The following is a 15,681-nucleotide window of genomic DNA, read 5'->3' as shown; positions in this document are numbered from 1 at the left end:
AGCTGATTCGTGCTATCGGCGAACGACCAGATACAAACCGACAGCCACCATGATGCCCGCTGGCCAATGCGCCAATTCGAGCATCGGGCCACCGGCGGCGAGAATCGCACCGCCCGCCAGATGGGCACAACCGAGCAGTCGCAGGAACCAGTCGTCCTTGCGTTTGTGCCACGGCGGCGGTGGGTCGTAGGCGTGTGGCTGGGACATGCGCTCGAGCAGATCGCGGGCCATGTTGGCCAGGTGCGGCAGTTGTTCGAACTGGCTCTGGACGTTGCCGAGCAAGGTTTTCGGGCTGACGCGCTCGCGCATCCAGCGCTCAAGGAACGGCTGCGCGGTGTTCCACAGATCCAGATCGGGATAGAGCTGACGGCCGAGGCCTTCGATGTTCAGCAAGGTCTTTTGCAGCAAAACCAACTGCGGCTGCACTTCCATGTTGAAGCGCCGCGCCGTCTGGAACAGGCGCATCAGCACCTGGCCGAATGAAATATCTTTTAACGGTTTTTCGAAGATCGGTTCGCACACGGTACGGATCGCCGCTTCGAATTCGTTGAGCTTGGTTTCTGCCGGCACCCAGCCTGAATCGATGTGCAACTGCGCCACGCGGCGGTAGTCGCGCTTGAAGAACGCGAACAGGTTTCGTGCCAGATAATCCTGGTCTTCCGGGGTCAGGCTGCCGACGATGCCGCAGTCGATCGCGATGTACTGCGGGCTCCACGGGTTAACGGTGCTGACGAAGATGTTGCCCGGGTGCATGTCGGCGTGGAAGAAACTGTCGCGGAACACCTGGGTGAAGAAGATCTCCACGCCGCGTTCGGCGAGCATTTTCATGTCGGTGCGCTGATCGGCGAGGGTCGCCAGATCGGTCACCTGAATGCCGTAGATGCGCTCCATCACCAGCACTTTCGGCCGGCACCAGTCCCAATAGACTTGCGGCACGTAGAGCAGCGGCGAACCTTCGAAGTTGCGCTTCAACTGGCTGGCGTTGGCCGCCTCGCGCAGCAGGTCGAGTTCGTCGTAGATGGTTTTTTCGTAGTCCTGCACCACGTCCACCGGGTGCAACAGACGCGCGTCGGCTGACAGTTTTTCAGCCGCGCGGGCGAGGATGAACAGCCATGCGAGATCCTGCGCGATGATTGGCTTCAGACCCGGGCGGATCACCTTGACCACCACTTCTTCGCCGGTTTTCAGCTGCGCGGCATGCACCTGTGCCACCGAAGCCGAAGCCAGCGGCTGGACGTCGAAACGGCTGAACACTTCGCTGATCTTCTTGCCGAGCTGCTCTTCGATCAGCTTGATCGACAGCTGCGAGTCGAACGGCGGCACGCGATCCTGCAGCAGCATCAGCTCATCGGCGATGTCTTCGGGCAAGAGGTCGCGGCGGGTCGAGAGAATCTGCCCGAACTTGATGAAAATCGGCCCCAGATCCTGCAACGCCAGACGCAATCGCGCGCCTCGGCTCAGCTCCAGCGTCTTGCGCGGGAACCAGCGCCACGGCAGCACGTAACGCAGCGCCAGGAGAAACCAGGGCAGCGGCAGATCAAAAAGCAGGTCATCGAGGCGGTAGCGGATCACGACGGACTGGATGCGCAGCAGACGGCGGACGGCGAGCAGCTTCATGCGTTATCGCTTGGGTCGAGGGATCGGGAAAGGCGCTCGAAACGCGCCTCGAGACGTTCCAGATCAAGTTTGATCCGGTCCAGTTCGCTGAACCGCGCTTCGGCTTCGCGTTGCCCGACGAGGGTGCGCGATTCTTCGGCGAGGTATTCGGCGAGGTTCTGGTTGAGGCTGGCAAATCCTTGTTGATACCAGCGCGCGCGGCTGCGCAGATGACCGCCAACCAGTTGCGTGGCAACCGGCCCGAGCCAGCGCGAGAGTTCGTACTCCCAGTCCAGCTCAAGATCCTGCAACACGCCGGCCAGCTCCAGCAGCACGCCGCTGTCGCCATCGAGTTCGACTTCCGGGGCATGCAGCACCGCGGTCTTGTCTTTGCTCAGGGCCAGCTTCAGCAGGCTGGACGCCGGCGCACGCAGGGTGCAATCGACGCCGGTTTCCCAGTGCGAGGCCAGCATCAGGCCTTCGTCGCTGGGCAAAATGAACAGCTGCAGCGCCGGACTGCGGCAATCGACGGCAATCACCTTGCCGGTCAGATGCGCCAGCCGCGGCAGCGCCGTGCTGTCGAGACGCAGCACCCGGTTCAGGCCGAGTTCAACGCTGGCGAGCAGCCCGGTGAGCAGCATCAGGGCTTGATGCCGCGGTGCAGGGCGACGATGCCTGCGGTCATGTTGTGATAGGTCACACGGTCGAAACCGGCATCAACCATCATCGACTTCAGGGTTTCCTGATTCGGGTGCATACGGATCGATTCGGCCAGGTAACGATAGCTTTCCGAGTCGTTGGTGATCAGCTTGCCCATCAACGGCATGAAGGCGAACGAGTAAGCGTCGTAGGCTTTGGACATCAGCGCGTTGGTCGGCTTGGAGAATTCCAGCACCAGCAGACGACCGCCGGGCTTGAGCACGCGCAGCATCGAACGCAGGGCGTCTTCCTTGTGCGTCACGTTGCGCAGGCCGAAAGCGATCGTGACGCAGTCGAAATGATTGTCCGGGAAAGGCAGTTTTTCTGCGTCGGCCTGGACGAATTCGACGTTGCCCGCCACACCCAGGTCCAGCAGGCGGTCACGGCCGACCTTGAGCATGGATTCGTTGATGTCGGCCAATACCACCTGACCGGTCGGGCCAACGAGGTGCGAAAACTTTTTGGTCAGGTCACCGGTGCCGCCGGCGATGTCGAGCACGCGATTACCGCTGCGCACGCCCGACAGCTCAATCGCGAAACGCTTCCACAAACGGTGCATGCCGCCCGACAGAAGGTCGTTCATCAAGTCGTACTTGGCGGCTACGGAGTGGAACACCTCAGCGACTTTTTCCGCTTTCTGGCTTTCCGGAACGTTTTTGAAGCCGAAGTGAGTGGTGGGTTCGGCATCGCTGCCTTTGCGCTGATCAGTCATATCGCTGTCACCAAAAGAGAATGCGCGACATTCTAATCCCCAGGGCATGCTTTGTCTTGGAATGGCTAAAGGTAAGATGAGCAACCTTCGGGACGATTTGCCGCAGACGCGGTCAAGATTTACCGACAAGCATTCGTAGCTGTATTCAAAAAGAAGGAGCCACCCAATGGCCAAAATCAGTGTTGAGCGTGCCCACAGCCTGGGCAAGGAAGCCGCCCGCGAGAAGGCCGACAAGCTGGCCAAAAAGCTTAATGAACAATACGGCCTGGAGCCGCAATGGTCAGGCGACGTATTGAATCTCAAGCGCTCGGGTGTGAAAGGCGCGGTGCATGTTGGCGATGACTCGATCCGCGTCGACGTGGAACTGGGCCTGATGATGTCGGCCATGAGCGGCATGATCAAAGCCGAGATCGAGAAAGCTCTCGATAAAGCGCTGGTCTGATCGCGATTTTTCGATAAACCGAGATCTCCTGTGGGAGCGAGCCTGCTCGCGAAAGCGGTGTGTCAGTCGACTCAACTATTGACTGATACGCCGTATTCGCGAGCAGGCTCGCTCCCACATTTGTTTTGGGGTGCCCCTGCTGTTTATGTCAGTTGTTAGGGTGCCGTTTCTAATTTTTCTACTTACTTTGTGCCTGAGCCCGACACTTTCGCGGGCAGTTCCTCAAACCTTCTGCGCGTGAGGTGCACCATGGCCAAAGTAATTTTGAAGAAAAAAATCGACGCTTCGACTTCTGCTCTGAGCGACGTCAAATCCTATGCCCGCAAGATCTGGCTGGCAGGCCTGGGTGCCTACGCCAAGGTTGGCCAAGAGGGCGGCGAGTACTTTCAAGAGTTGATCAAGGCTGGTCAAACTGTTGAAAAGAAAGGCAAAAAGGTCGTCACCGAAAAACTCGAAGCGGCCAATGCCGAAATCGACGAAGCCCGGGATGAAGTCAGTTCTTTCAAAGGTCGCGTCGAAGTTCAGCTCGACAAGGTCGAGAAGGCATTCGACACCCGTGTAGCAAGCGCCTTGAATCGTATCGGCATTCCGTCTAAACATGACGTTGAGACACTCTCTGCTAAGCTCGATGAGCTGACGGCATTGCTCGAACGCGTCGCGCGTAAATCTTAAGGAGAACGGGATGGCTGGTAAAAAGAACACCGATAAAGAAGGCAGCTCGTGGATTGGGAAAGTCGAAGACTACTCCCGCAAAATCTGGCTGGCTGGTTTAGGCGTGTACTCGAAGATCGACACTGACGGCAGCAAGCTCTTCGATACATTGGTCAAAGACGGCGAGAAAGCCGAGAAGCTCACCAAGTCTGCAGTCGGCAAAAAAGTCGATGCCGCCAAGGATTCTGCTTCTTCTGCCAAGTCGCGCATCAGCGGCGTGAAAGATCGCGCGCTGGGCAAGTGGGACGAGCTCGAAGGGGCTTTCGACAAGCGCCTGAACAGCGCGATTTCGCGCCTGGGCGTACCGAGCCGCAATGAGGTCAAGGCCCTGCACAGCAAGGTTGAAACCTTGACCAAGCAGATCGAAAAACTCACCGGCGAGAAGGCACGTCCTGTGGCGGCGAAAACCGCTGCGGCAAAACCGGCAGCTAAAACTGCAGCGGCCAAGCCAGCAGCCAAAACCGCGGCCAAGCCATTGGCCAAAGCGGCTGCCAAACCTGTGGCGAAAGCCAAGGCTGCGGTTAAATCCGTAGCGAAAACAGCGGCCGCCAAACCTGCTGCAAAAGCCGCGGCCAAACCGGTTGCTGCTGCCAAGACCGCTGCCAAGTCGGTTGCCAAACCTGCAGCAAAAGCAGCCGCCAAGCCAGCCGCGAAAACCGCTGCCGCCAAGCCCGCAGCCAAACCGGCTGCAGCGAAGAAGCCGGCAGTGAAAAAACCGGCCGCGCCGAAAGCCGCTGCGCCAAAACCGGCCGCTCCAGCAGCCAAGCCTGCGACCCCGGCAACCCCGGCCAGCGCGTCGAACTCCGCCGCTGCACCGACCCCGGCCGCAACCCCGACTGCTGCATCGACCCCGTCGACGCCAACCAGTCAGTCCTGATTTTCAGGGCAAAACAAAACGCCCGGCCTGTGAAGGTCGGGCGTTTTTGTTTGTGCGTTTTTAAAGCTTACCCTCATCCCGGCCCTCTCTCAGAGGGAGAGGGCTGGGGTGAGGGGCTTTTGAAGTCAGTCATGATCTTCCAGATACTGCAAAGCCATCCGCTCAGTCGCCACCTTCACCGGCGGCAGCAAATGCGGCGCCACCAGCATCATGATCTGGTACACGACCAAGCGAACCTCGCCTTCGCGATCCAGAATCCGCTGATAATCCAGCGAAAACAGCAACGTCATGGTGATCTGCTCCACCAGTTGCCCCAGCGCCTGGGTATCACTGACCAACTGCCCCGAAGCCTTCAACCGCGCCAGCAACGACGCCAGCGTACGCTTCAACGCATTGAGCAGATGACGAATGCCCTTCGCCAGTTTCGGCAATCGCCCCGCCAGGTTCGACAGGTCCTGAAACAGGAACCGGTACTGCGCCAGCCGCTCGACGATCAAATGCAAAAACAGCCAGTAATCCTCCGGCGCCAGCTCCACGTCCGGCGGAGGATCCAGCAGCGGTGCCAGTTCATTCTGGAAGCGATCGAACAGACCGAGTATCAACGGTTCCTTGCCGTGAAAGTGGTAGTAGAGGTTGCCGGGGCTGATCCCCATTTCGTTGGCAACTTCCATGGTGGAAACGTTCGGCTCGCCCTTTTCGTTGAACAATTGCAGAGCACATTCGAGAATCCGGTCGCGGGTTTTCATCCAGTCTTCTTAGAAAAGTTCGGTTAAGCGTCAGCGCACACGCACGTAAGTACCGGGTGCTGCCTCCATCGGTGGATAGTTCGGGTTACCGAGGGTCATCTGGGTTTCGTGCTGGGCGCCCGAGCGTTGCTGAATCCATTCCAGCCACTTCGGCCACCAACTGCCGTCGACATGTTTGGCGTCGTAGTACCAGGCGCGTGGATCACTGCTCATCTTGCTGTTCTCGACATACGCGGCTTTCGGGTTGCTGGGCGGGTTGAGAATGCTCTGCACATGGCCGCTGTTGGACAGCACGAAACGCCGGTCGCCACCCAGTAACAGGGTCGAGCGATACACCGCATCCCATGGCGTGATGTGGTCGTTCATGCCGGCGACGCTGAAACTGTCGACCGTGACTTTCTGCAGGTCAATCGGCGTGCCGCACACTTCCAGCCCGCCCGGGTGGGTCAGCGGATTGTGTTTGAAGAAATCCAGCAGGTCGCCGTGCAAGGCTGCCGGCAGACGGGTGTTGTCGTTGTTCCAGTAGAGAATGTCGAAGGCTGGCGGCTCCTTGCCCAACAGGTAATTGTTGACGAAGTAGCTCCAGATCAAATCGTTCGGGCGCATCCAGGCGAACACCTTGGCCATGTCGCGACCATCCAGCACGCCTTTTTGATAGGAGCGACGCTTGGCGGCTTCGAGGGTCTGCTCATCAGCAAACAGCGTGGCCGGGGTTTCGATCTGGCTATCGAGCAGGCTGACCAGGTAGGTGGCGCTGGAGATGCGGCGCAATTGCCGCTTGGCCTGCAAATGACCTTGCAGTGCGGCGATGGTCAGGCCGCCGGCGCAGGCACCCATCAGGTTGACCTCGCGGGCGCCGGTGATCGCCCGGCACACGTTCATCGCTTCTTCCACGGCCTCGACATAAGTCGACAAGCCCCACTCGCGGTGGCGCACATCCGGGTTGCGCCAGCTGATCATGAAAGTCTGCAGGCCGTTCTTCAGGGCGTACTGCACGAAGCTGTTCTGCGGGCTGAGATCGAAAATGTAGTATTTGTTGATTTGCGGAGGTACCACCAGCAGCGGCTTGGCGTACTGTTTTTCGCTCATCGGCTTGTACTGGATAAGCTCGAGCATCTCGTTGCGAAACACCACCGAGCCTGGTGTGGTGGCAACCGTTTTACCGACTTCGAAAGCCTGACGGGTCACCTGCCGTGGCAGGCCATCGTTGTGCAGCAGATCATCGAACAAATGACTGAGGCCGCGCACCAGACTGTTGCCGCCGGAGTTGAAGAGCTCCTTGATCGCCAGCGGGTTGAGCAGGGTGTTGGACGGCGCCACGGCGTCGTTGAGCAGGGTGAAGGCGAAGTGGGCGCGGGCGCGGTCCTCCGGGTTCATGTTGCTGTCGTCGATCCAGCTCTTGACCTGCTTCTGCCAGGCCAGATACGCCTGCAGACTGCGTCGATAAAACGGATTGAGGCTCCACGCCGGATCGGCAAAACGGCTGTCATGCGGGTTGGTGGGATGCAGGGTCTCGCCGAGCAGCACGCGACCGAGTTGGCCACCCAGTTTCAGGGCGTGCCTGGCGCTGTGGACCGGGTTGCGCAGACCATGGGCGGCGACGCTGCGCAGCGTCGAGATCAGATCCCGACCGCGCAAACCGGTGATCGCACTTTGTGCGTTGATGAACACGGCCGGGCTTGGCACTACGCCCGTCGCTGGTTTGTCGCGCATGACTCAACACTCCTTCGTCTTCAGGCCAAAAACAAACTCACCGAACCAGAACACCATAGACGCTGTTATGGATTGCTGCCTGCGCGGCATCCTGCTGCGCACTCTGTGTAAAGCCCTGCATAAAGCCTGCCGCAGCGATCAGCCGCCCAACGGTGACGGGTGCGGGTGCATCACCGCTCGCTGACGTTCCTCCTGGAGGAATTTCATGATGATCGGTGCCACAGCTTCGGCACGAGTAATCAGGAACAGATGGCCGTCATCGATGATGTGCAACTGGGCGTTGGGAATTCGCCAGGCGAGCATGCGCATATTGACCAACGGGATCAGTGGATCGTCGTCGCCGGCCAGCACCAGCGTCGGTTGATTGATCTTGTGCAGCCAGTGAATGCTGGTCCAGCCAAGGCCGGCGAACAGTTGCCAGTAGTAACCGAGCTTGCCCGCCGAACGCACTTTCGCGGCATGGCTGGCAGCCAGCGTTGGGTCGCGGCGAAACGAGCCGCCGTAGATCATCGGCGCGATGCGGATCACATGCGACGGCTGGATGTAGCGCCTGGGGCTGGCCATCATCCACAGCACTTTCGGTTTGCCCGGCACCATCACGGCACCGGCAGCGGTCGCCGCGAGCACCAGCTTCTTGCAGCGCTCGGGGTAGTCGTAGGCGAATTGCTGCGCGAGCGCGCCGCCCCACGACACGCCGATCACATTGACCTGACCGTAGTCGAGGTAATCGAGCATCCGCGACGTCAGTTTGGCCAGGCCAGGAAAACGGTATGGCCGATTGGGCGTCGAGGAGCCGCCGACACCGGGCACGTCGAAGGCGATCACTTCCAGATCCGGGTCCAGCGCCGCGACAAATGGAAACACCAGCTCCAGGTTGGCGCCGATGCCGTTGAAAATCAGCAAGGGCGTCAAGTGAGGCTTGCCGGGGCGTACCGCCGTGCGGAGGGTCTGGCCATCCAGCTCGACGGTACGGAATATGAACGGTTGCGGCATGCGTCAGGCCCTTCGGGTTAGAGTGGAGCAGCTACAAGCCGCAAGCTTCAAGCAGAACTTGCTCAGCTTGCGGCTTTTAGCCTGTGGCTTGCCGCTATCTTTCATGTACGTAAGTGCCTGGCGATGCTTCGCCCGCCGGGTAAGCCTTGTTGCCCAGTTTGGTCGGGGCCTTTTTCAGGTTGCCCGCCCGCTCGGCCTGCCACGCCTGCCAATGCAGCCACCAGGAATCCGTGTGCTTGGTCGAGTTCTCTTGCCAGTCTTCGGCATTCGCGGCCATCTCTTCGCCGGTCATGTATCGGGACTTCGGGTTGCCCGGCGGGTTCAGAATGCTTTGGATATGGCCGCTGCTCGACAACACGAACTCCACTTTGCCACCAAACAATTGCGCCGACTTGTAGCAAGACTTCCACGGGGTGATGTGGTCATTGGTGCCGGCCAGCGAATAGATATCGGCGGTGACCTGCTTGAGGTCGATCGGTGTGCCGCACACTTCCAGTGCATTGGCACGAATCAGTGGATTGTTTTTGAACATCTCGATCAGGTCGCCGTGGAACGCTGCCGGCAACCGTGTGGTGTCGTTGTTCCAGAACAGGATGTCGAACACCGGCGGCTCGTTGCCGAGCAGGTAGTTGTTGACCCAGTAGTTCCAGATCAGGTCGTTGGGGCGCATCCACGCGAAGACCTTGGCCATGTCTTTGCCCTCAAGCACCCCGGCCTGATACGAGAGGCGCTTGGCGGTCTCCAGGGTCTGTTCGTCGACGAACAGGGCGACGTCGCTGTCCAGCGTGGTGTCGAGCACGCTGACCAGCAGGGTCAGGGCATTGACCTTGTTCTGGCCGAGCGCCGCATAGTGGCCGAGCAGGGCGGTGCAGGTGATGCCGCCGGAGCAGGCGCCGAGCATGTTGATGTCTTTGCTGCCGGTGATCGCGGTGACCACGTCGACCGCCTCTTTCAGCGCATCGATGTACGTCGACAGGCCCCACTCGCGCTGCGCCTTGGTCGGGTTACGCCAGCTGACAATGAAGGTCTGCACGTTGTTGCGCAGGCAGAAACGCGCCAGGCTCTTGTCCGGGCTCAGGTCGAATACGTAAAACTTGTTGATCTGTGGCGGCACCACCAACAGTGGGCGCTCGTGGACTTGCTCGGTGATCGGCCGGTACTGGATCAGCTCCAGCACATCGTTGCGAAACACCACGGCGCCTTCAGTCACGCCCAGGCTTTTGCCGACCTCGAACGCGCCCATGTTGACCTGGCTCGGCATGCCGCCGTTGTGCACCAGATCCTTGGCCAGATGGGAGAGGCCGTCGAGCAGGCTTTTGCCACCGGTTTCGAAGAAGCGTTTGACTGCTGCAGGGTTGGCTGCGGTGTTGGTCGGGGCCATGGCCTCGGTCATCAGGTTGATGACGAAGTGGCCGCGCGCGATGTCTTTGGGCGACAGGCTGCTGTCGTCGATCCAGGCATGGAGTTCCTTGCGCCACGCCAGATAGGTTTGCAGATAACGTTTGTAGAGCGGGTTCTGGCTCCACGCAGGATCAGCGAAGCGACGGTCATCGCCTGCCGGTTGCAGTTCGGATTTACCAAACAGCACGTTTTTCAGTTCGAGGCCGAAATGGGTGACGTGCCTGACGCTATGGATCGGTTGTTTGATGGCCTGTTTGAGCACCATACGAGCAGAGGCCAGCAGATCCTTTCCGCGCAGCCCAACGACGGGATTAAGCCCCAAGGTGTTTTCCGAGGCTTGATACTTCAGGTCATCGTTATTCTTGTTACTCATCTACGACGCTCCATTGTCCTGAGACGAGTACCCGGCTATCTGCTGTGCAGTTCCACAGCGATTGCCAGGTACTACTGCTCGGGTGACCGTTAATTCTGCATAGCTGCTTTACAGTCGTAGAGCACTGCAGGGAACTTGCCAGCTCCATTGGTTACCCGAGTTTAATTTTTTTCGCAAGCGGGCCGATCCTCGACGCCACAGCGGAGCATTCAAACAGATGAAGTTAGAAAATGCCCTCTAAAGAGCAGGACCCTCGGACTAGAGCATCAGCTTGACGATTGACTCGTCCGGATCACGGGTTTTACCAGCGGCTTTGAGCTCGGCCAGATAATCGGCCCAGAGTGCGTCATGACGTCGCCCCAGCTCATAGAGATATTCCCAAGTGAACAAGCCACTGTCGTGGCCGTCATCGAAGGTCAGTTTCAGTGCGTAGTGACCCGCCGGTTCCAGCTTGCTCAGACCGACGTTGAGCTTGCCGAATTGCAGGATCGGTTTGCCGTGGCCCTGGACCTCGGCGGAGGGGGAATGCACACGCAGAAATTCCGCGGGCAGGGTGAACTCCTCGCCGGACGCGTAGGTGAGCGTCAGGGTTTTCGAGGCTTTGTGAAGTTTGATGTCGCTAGGAATCATAGGAAAAGCCTTCAGCTGCGAGCTACAAGCGGCAAGCTTAACTCAGCTTGCCGCTCGCGGCTTGTAGCTTGCAGCTCTACAGAATGTAGCGGGACAGGTCTTCGTTCTGCGCCAATTCGCCGAGGTGGCTGTTGACGTATTCAGCGTCGATCAGGATCACCTTGTCATCGTGACTGCTGGCCAGATCGCCGGCGCTGAACGACACCTCTTCCAGCAGGCGCTCGAGCAGCGTGTGCAGACGACGAGCACCGATGTTCTCGGTCTTCTCGTTGACCTGCCAGGCGATCTCGGCGATGCGCTTGATGCCTTCGGGCTGGAACTCGATGTTCAGGCCTTCGGTTTTCAGCAGCGCGCAATATTGCTCGGTGAGCGAGGCATGCGGTTCGCTGAGGATGCGTTCGAAGTCTTCCGGGCTCAGGGCCTTGAGTTCGACGCGGATCGGCAGACGGCCTTGCAGCTCCGGTACCAGATCGCTCGGCTTGCTCAGGTGGAATGCGCCAGACGCGATGAACAGGATGTGGTCAGTCTTGACCATGCCCAGTTTGGTGTTGACGGTGCAGCCTTCAATCAGGGGCAGCAGGTCGCGCTGCACACCCTCGCGGGACACGTCGACGCCGCCGGAATTACCGCGCTTGGCCACTTTGTCGATCTCGTCGATGAACACGATACCGTGCTGCTCGACTGCTTCGAGGGCCTTGGCCTTCAACTCTTCTTCGTTGACCAGGCGCCCGGCTTCTTCGTCGCGCACCAGTTTCAACGCTTCTTTGACCTTGAGCTTGCGCGACTTCTTCTTGCCCTTGCCCATGTTGGCAAACAGGCTTTGCAACTGGTTGGTCATCTCTTCCATGCCCGGGGGCGTGGCGATCTCGATGCCGGCCACTTCGGCGACTTCGATCTCGATTTCCTTGTCGTCCAGCTGACCTTCGCGCAGACGCTTGCGGAACAGCTGACGCGTGTTGGAATCCTGACTCGTCGACTCATCGCTGTTCAAGCCCATGCGGGCCGGCGGCAGCAGTGCGTCGAGGATGCGATCTTCGGCGGCGTCCTCGGCGCGATGGCGAACGCGGGACATTTCCTGTTCGCGCAGCATCTTGATCGCAGCATCGGCCAGATCACGGATGATCGACTCGACGTCACGGCCGACATAGCCGACTTCGGTGAACTTGGTCGCTTCGACCTTGATGAACGGCGCGTTGGCCAGCTTCGCCAGACGACGGGCGATCTCGGTTTTACCGACACCGGTCGGGCCGATCATCAGGATGTTCTTCGGGGTCACTTCAACGCGCAGCTCTTCAGGCAGCTGCATGCGGCGCCAGCGGTTGCGCAGGGCAATCGCGACGGCGCGCTTGGCATCGTCCTGGCCGATGATGTGGCGGTTGAGTTCGTGGACGATTTCGCGGGGAGTCATGGACATAATTTTTGGCGGTCCTCAAGCAGAAAAAAGCCGTGGCACAAGGCCGAGTCAGGCTTCTTCAGCGAGATCCTGCTCCTCAATGGTCTGAGTGTGGTTGGTGAATACACAGATGTCGGCGGCGATACCAAGTGCGGTTTCGACGATTTCGCGAGCCGACAGATCGGTCTTTTTCAGCAGCGCGCTGGCCGCAGCCTGGGCGTAACCGCCACCGGAGCCCATGGCGATCAGGCCGTTTTCCGGTTCGACCACGTCACCGTTGCCGGTGATGATCAGGGATGCATCCTTGTTGGCGACCGCGAGCATGGCTTCGAGGCGGCTGAGGGAACGGTCGGTGCGCCATTCTTTGGCGAGTTCGACAGCGGCGCGGATCAGGTGGCCCTGATGTTTCTCGAGCTGGCCTTCGAAGCGTTCAAACAAGGTGAAGGCGTCGGCGGTGGCACCGGCAAAGCCCGCGATGACCTGGCCGTGGTACAGGCGACGAACTTTCTTTGCGTTGCCTTTCATCACGGTGTTGCCGAGAGAAACCTGGCCGTCGCCGCCCATGACGACTTTGCCGTGGCGGCGGACTGAAACGATGGTGGTCAAGGGAAGAGTCTCCACGCAGCGGGGCGAAAATGCCTATGCCCATTCATATGGGGGTGGCGCGGAGGATTTCAACTGCGGGGCGGGAGAGGGGACGAGCGGTGGTGTGCCTGTTGCAGGCTTTAGTTTTTGTCGGTGCGCCTTTGCGAGCAGGCTCGCTCCCACAGGATTTACCCTGGCCCTGTGGGAGCGAGCCTGCTCGCGAAGAAGGATGACGCGGTGCTACTGGCGAAATCAGCGGCTCTGGCGTTGTTGTAACAACAGGTTGCTGAAGCCGCTGCCGGCCAGTTGTTTTTGCGCCGTGGTCAGCTGCTCACGGTTGCTGAAAGGGCCGACCAGTACGCGATACCAGGTCTCATCTTTCACCGTACCCGACTCAACCGCCACCGCCTGGCCGAGCAAAATGATCTGCGCCCGAACCTTGTCCGCATCCGCCTCTTTGCGGAACGAACCGGCCTGGAGGAAGAATTTGGTCACTGGCGCGGCTTTCACCGGAGGTGCCGGCGGCGGGGTAATGCCCGCCAGTGCGGCCTGAGCCCGCGCAGTGTCGATTTTTGCGGCTTCCGCCGGGGTGACCGGTGTTGTCGGCACTTGCGGCGTCGGCAGGGTTTTCTCCGGTACGGCGTCCGGCGGCACGATCACTTCCGATTCCGGCAGCAGGGTGTAGAAGTCGTACTTCGGCTTCACCGGTTGCGTCGGACTCGGCGGGGTCTTGTTGGCTTCAGCGATTTTCGCTTTCTGCTGTTGCTCGACCTTCTCGCGCTTGACCGTGTCGCTGCCTTTGCCAGGCTCCAGCTTCATCAGGAACACGATGAACGCACCGACCGTCAGGCCGATGGCCATCCACAGCCAACCCGGGATCGGCTGCTTCGCAGGCGCCTGGTAACGGCTGGCGCCACGTTTGGGTGCAGGTTTTTTCTTGGCAGCCAACTTACATACGCTCCAGAGTTTCCAGACCCAACAGCTCCAGGCCTTGCTTGAGGGTGCGACCGGTCAACGCGGCCAGACGCAGACGGCTCTGCATCTGGGCCGGGGTTTCGGCGGTGAGGATCGGGCAGTTCTCGTAGAAGCTCGAGAACAGGCCGGCGACGTCGTACAGGTAGGTGCAAAGAATGTGTGGCGTGCCTTTATCGGACACGTTGTTCAGCACTTCGCCGAACTGCGCCAGCTTGGCTGCGAGCTCATGTTCGTGTGCCGCTTCGAGGACGATCTGGCCGTCGACTTCGCTGAAATCCTTGCCCAGTTTGCGGAATACACCGGCCACACGGGTGTAGGCGTACAGCAGATACGGCGCGGTGTTGCCTTCGAAGTTGAGCATCAAATCGAAGTTGAAGCTGTAGTCGCTGGTGCGGTGTTTGGACAGGTCGGCGTATTTCACCGCACCGATGCCGACGACCTTGGCGATGTTGCGCAGCTCGTCTTCGGCAAGCTCCGGGTTCTTCTCCTTCACCAGGTTGTAGGCGCGGTCCTGAGCTTCGGTCAGCAGATCGATCAACTTCACGGTGCCGCCGTCGCGGGTCTTGAACGGACGGCCATCGGCGCCGTTCATGGTGCCGAAGCCCATGTGCTCCATTTCCATCGGATGGGTCACGAAACCGGCCTTGCGTGCCACGGCAAACACTTGCTGGAAGTGCAGCGCCTGACGCTGATCGACGAAGTACAGCGCGCGGTCGGCTTTCAGTTTGCCGCTGCGATAGCGCACGGCTGCCAGGTCAGTGGTGGCGTACAGGTAGCCGCCGTCAGCCTTGACGATGATCACCGGCAGCGGGTCGCCGGCGGCGTTCTTGAACTCGTCGAGGAACACGCACTGGGCGCCGTTGCTCTCGACCAGCATGCCGGCCGCTTTCAGGTCGTTGACCACATTGATCAGGTCGTCGTTGTAGGCGCTTTCGCCCATCACGTCGGCCATGGTCAGTTTGACGTTGAGCAGTTCGTAGATCTTCTGGCAGTGCGACAGCGAGATGTCCTTGAACTTGGTCCACAGCGCCAGGCACTCGGCGTCGCCGGCCTGCAACTTGACCACCAGGCCACGGGCGCGGTCGGCGAATTCGGCGGACTCGTCGAAACGCTGCTTGGCGGCGCGGTAGAAGTTTTCCAGGTCCGACAGTTCGTCGCTGGTGATCGGGTTCTCTTGCAGATAGGCCATCAGCATGCCGAACTGGGTGCCCCAGTCGCCAACGTGGTTCTGACGGATCACTTCGTCGCCGAGGAATTCAAGTACGCGCGCCACGCCATCGCCAATGATGGTCGAGCGCAAGTGGCCGACGTGCATCTCTTTGGCCAGGTTCGGCGCAGACAGGTCGACCACGGTGCGCTGCGCAGGACCTGCCTTGCTCACGCCGACATGGGCGTCGGCCAGGGCAGCGTCGAGTCGCGAAGCCAGCGCCTGAGTGTTCTGGAAGAAGTTGATGAAGCCCGGGCCGGCGATTTCGGCTTTGGTGACGTTCTCGTCGGCCGGCAGCGCAGCGATGATTTTTTCCGCCAGATCGCGCGGCTTCATGCCTGCAGGCTTGGCCAGCATCATCGCGATGTTGCTGGCGAAGTCGCCGTGAGTCTTGTCACGAGCGTTCTCCACCTGAATCGCCGGCGTCAGGCCTTCAGGCAACACACCTTCGTTGACGAGTTGGGTGAGGGCTTGTTGGATCAGCTGGCGAATGGTGTCTTTCATGGTCTTCTCTTTCGACCGCAAGCGCGGCGGCGCATCGATGCGCGGGTGGAAAAACTGGGCATTATCCGTTGCGAAGACGGGCTTGCCAACCTTAGCAGGCAGCTTATGGATATGTGGTGACAAA

Annotated in this window: 15 protein-coding genes; 3 read left to right on the top strand and 12 right to left on the bottom strand. The window is 59.9% G+C overall.

The features are described from left to right. Positions 1-12 precede the first annotated feature (12 nt). The 3 genes from ubiB to ubiE are packed head-to-tail and all read right to left on the bottom strand — an operon-like array spanning position 13 to position 3,007. Positions 13-1,617, bottom strand: a complete 1,605-nt coding sequence (gene ubiB, locus AB4P92_RS13220; RefSeq protein ID WP_042557246.1) for a ubiquinone biosynthesis regulatory protein kinase UbiB — start codon at positions 1,615-1,617, stop codon at positions 13-15. Next, a complete protein-coding gene (locus AB4P92_RS13215; RefSeq protein WP_042557247.1) occupies positions 1,614-2,237 on the bottom strand; it encodes an SCP2 domain-containing protein in 624 nt (207 codons plus the stop codon). The genes ubiB and AB4P92_RS13215 overlap by 4 nt, the downstream gene beginning before the upstream one ends. Next, entirely contained in the window at positions 2,237-3,007 is a 771-nt protein-coding gene (ubiE, locus tag AB4P92_RS13210; protein ID WP_008080626.1) for a bifunctional demethylmenaquinone methyltransferase/2-methoxy-6-polyprenyl-1,4-benzoquinol methylase UbiE, read from the bottom strand. Before ubiE ends, AB4P92_RS13215 begins: the two co-directional genes overlap by 1 nt. Positions 3,008-3,173: 166 nt before the next feature. On the opposite strand from ubiE, the gene AB4P92_RS13205 reads away from it, so the two are divergent. The 3 genes from AB4P92_RS13205 to AB4P92_RS13195 all read left to right on the top strand — a co-directional run bounded on the left by AB4P92_RS13205 (position 3,174) and on the right by AB4P92_RS13195 (position 5,037). Beyond that, a complete protein-coding gene (locus AB4P92_RS13205; RefSeq protein WP_042557248.1) occupies positions 3,174-3,449 on the top strand; it encodes a polyhydroxyalkanoic acid system family protein in 276 nt (91 codons plus the stop codon). Between the two features lie 249 nt (positions 3,450-3,698). Then, a complete protein-coding gene (locus tag AB4P92_RS13200; RefSeq protein ID WP_047299389.1) occupies positions 3,699-4,121 on the top strand; it encodes a phasin family protein in 423 nt (140 codons plus the stop codon). A 10-nt stretch (positions 4,122-4,131) separates the two neighbouring features. Beyond that, positions 4,132-5,037 carry a phasin family protein gene (locus tag AB4P92_RS13195; protein ID WP_042557250.1) on the top strand — a complete coding sequence of 302 codons (906 nt, stop codon included), beginning with the start codon at positions 4,132-4,134 and terminating at the stop codon, positions 5,035-5,037. A 125-nt stretch (positions 5,038-5,162) separates the two neighbouring features. Here AB4P92_RS13195 and AB4P92_RS13190 read toward each other — a convergent pair whose 3' ends face one another. From AB4P92_RS13190 to argS, 9 genes are all read right to left on the bottom strand, one after another. Continuing rightward, on the bottom strand, positions 5,163-5,783 hold the full coding sequence (locus AB4P92_RS13190; protein ID WP_042557251.1) for a TetR/AcrR family transcriptional regulator: 621 nt from the start codon (positions 5,781-5,783) through the stop codon (positions 5,163-5,165). A gap of 30 nt (positions 5,784-5,813) precedes the next feature. Then, positions 5,814-7,496 (bottom strand): class II poly(R)-hydroxyalkanoic acid synthase, encoded by a 1,683-nt coding sequence (phaC, locus tag AB4P92_RS13185; RefSeq protein WP_395599508.1) that lies wholly within the window; start codon positions 7,494-7,496, stop codon positions 5,814-5,816. A gap of 138 nt (positions 7,497-7,634) precedes the next feature. Further along, entirely contained in the window at positions 7,635-8,489 is an 855-nt protein-coding gene (phaZ, locus tag AB4P92_RS13180; protein WP_042557253.1) for a poly(3-hydroxyalkanoate) depolymerase, read from the bottom strand. Positions 8,490-8,583: 94 nt separating this feature from the next. Beyond that, positions 8,584-10,263, bottom strand: a complete 1,680-nt coding sequence (gene phaC / locus AB4P92_RS13175; protein WP_042557254.1) for a class II poly(R)-hydroxyalkanoic acid synthase — start codon at positions 10,261-10,263, stop codon at positions 8,584-8,586. A gap of 258 nt (positions 10,264-10,521) precedes the next feature. Next, positions 10,522-10,893 carry a gamma-butyrobetaine hydroxylase-like domain-containing protein gene (locus AB4P92_RS13170; RefSeq protein WP_042557255.1) on the bottom strand — a complete coding sequence of 124 codons (372 nt, stop codon included), beginning with the start codon at positions 10,891-10,893 and terminating at the stop codon, positions 10,522-10,524. Between the two features lie 76 nt (positions 10,894-10,969). Further along, positions 10,970-12,307 (bottom strand): ATP-dependent protease ATPase subunit HslU, encoded by a 1,338-nt coding sequence (gene hslU / locus AB4P92_RS13165; RefSeq protein ID WP_200613929.1) that lies wholly within the window; start codon positions 12,305-12,307, stop codon positions 10,970-10,972. A 48-nt stretch (positions 12,308-12,355) separates the two neighbouring features. Beyond that, positions 12,356-12,892, bottom strand: coding sequence for an ATP-dependent protease subunit HslV (gene hslV / locus AB4P92_RS13160; protein WP_003220875.1), 537 nt, complete (start codon positions 12,890-12,892; stop codon positions 12,356-12,358). Positions 12,893-13,123: 231 nt separating this feature from the next. Next, positions 13,124-13,819 (bottom strand): SPOR domain-containing protein, encoded by a 696-nt coding sequence (locus tag AB4P92_RS13155; protein WP_042557257.1) that lies wholly within the window; start codon positions 13,817-13,819, stop codon positions 13,124-13,126. Position 13,820: 1 nt separating this feature from the next. After that, complete coding sequence (gene argS, locus AB4P92_RS13150; protein ID WP_395599507.1) at positions 13,821-15,557, bottom strand: arginine--tRNA ligase; 1,737 nt, start codon at positions 15,555-15,557, stop codon at positions 13,821-13,823. Positions 15,558-15,681 lie beyond the last annotated feature (124 nt).

Source organism: Pseudomonas sp. A0308, from assembly GCF_044218815.1.
GTDB classification, from domain to species: domain Bacteria; phylum Pseudomonadota; class Gammaproteobacteria; order Pseudomonadales; family Pseudomonadaceae; genus Aquipseudomonas; species Aquipseudomonas iridis.
Note: the sequence above shows the minus strand (reverse complement) of the source record. Positions and strands in the feature narration are given on the sequence as shown.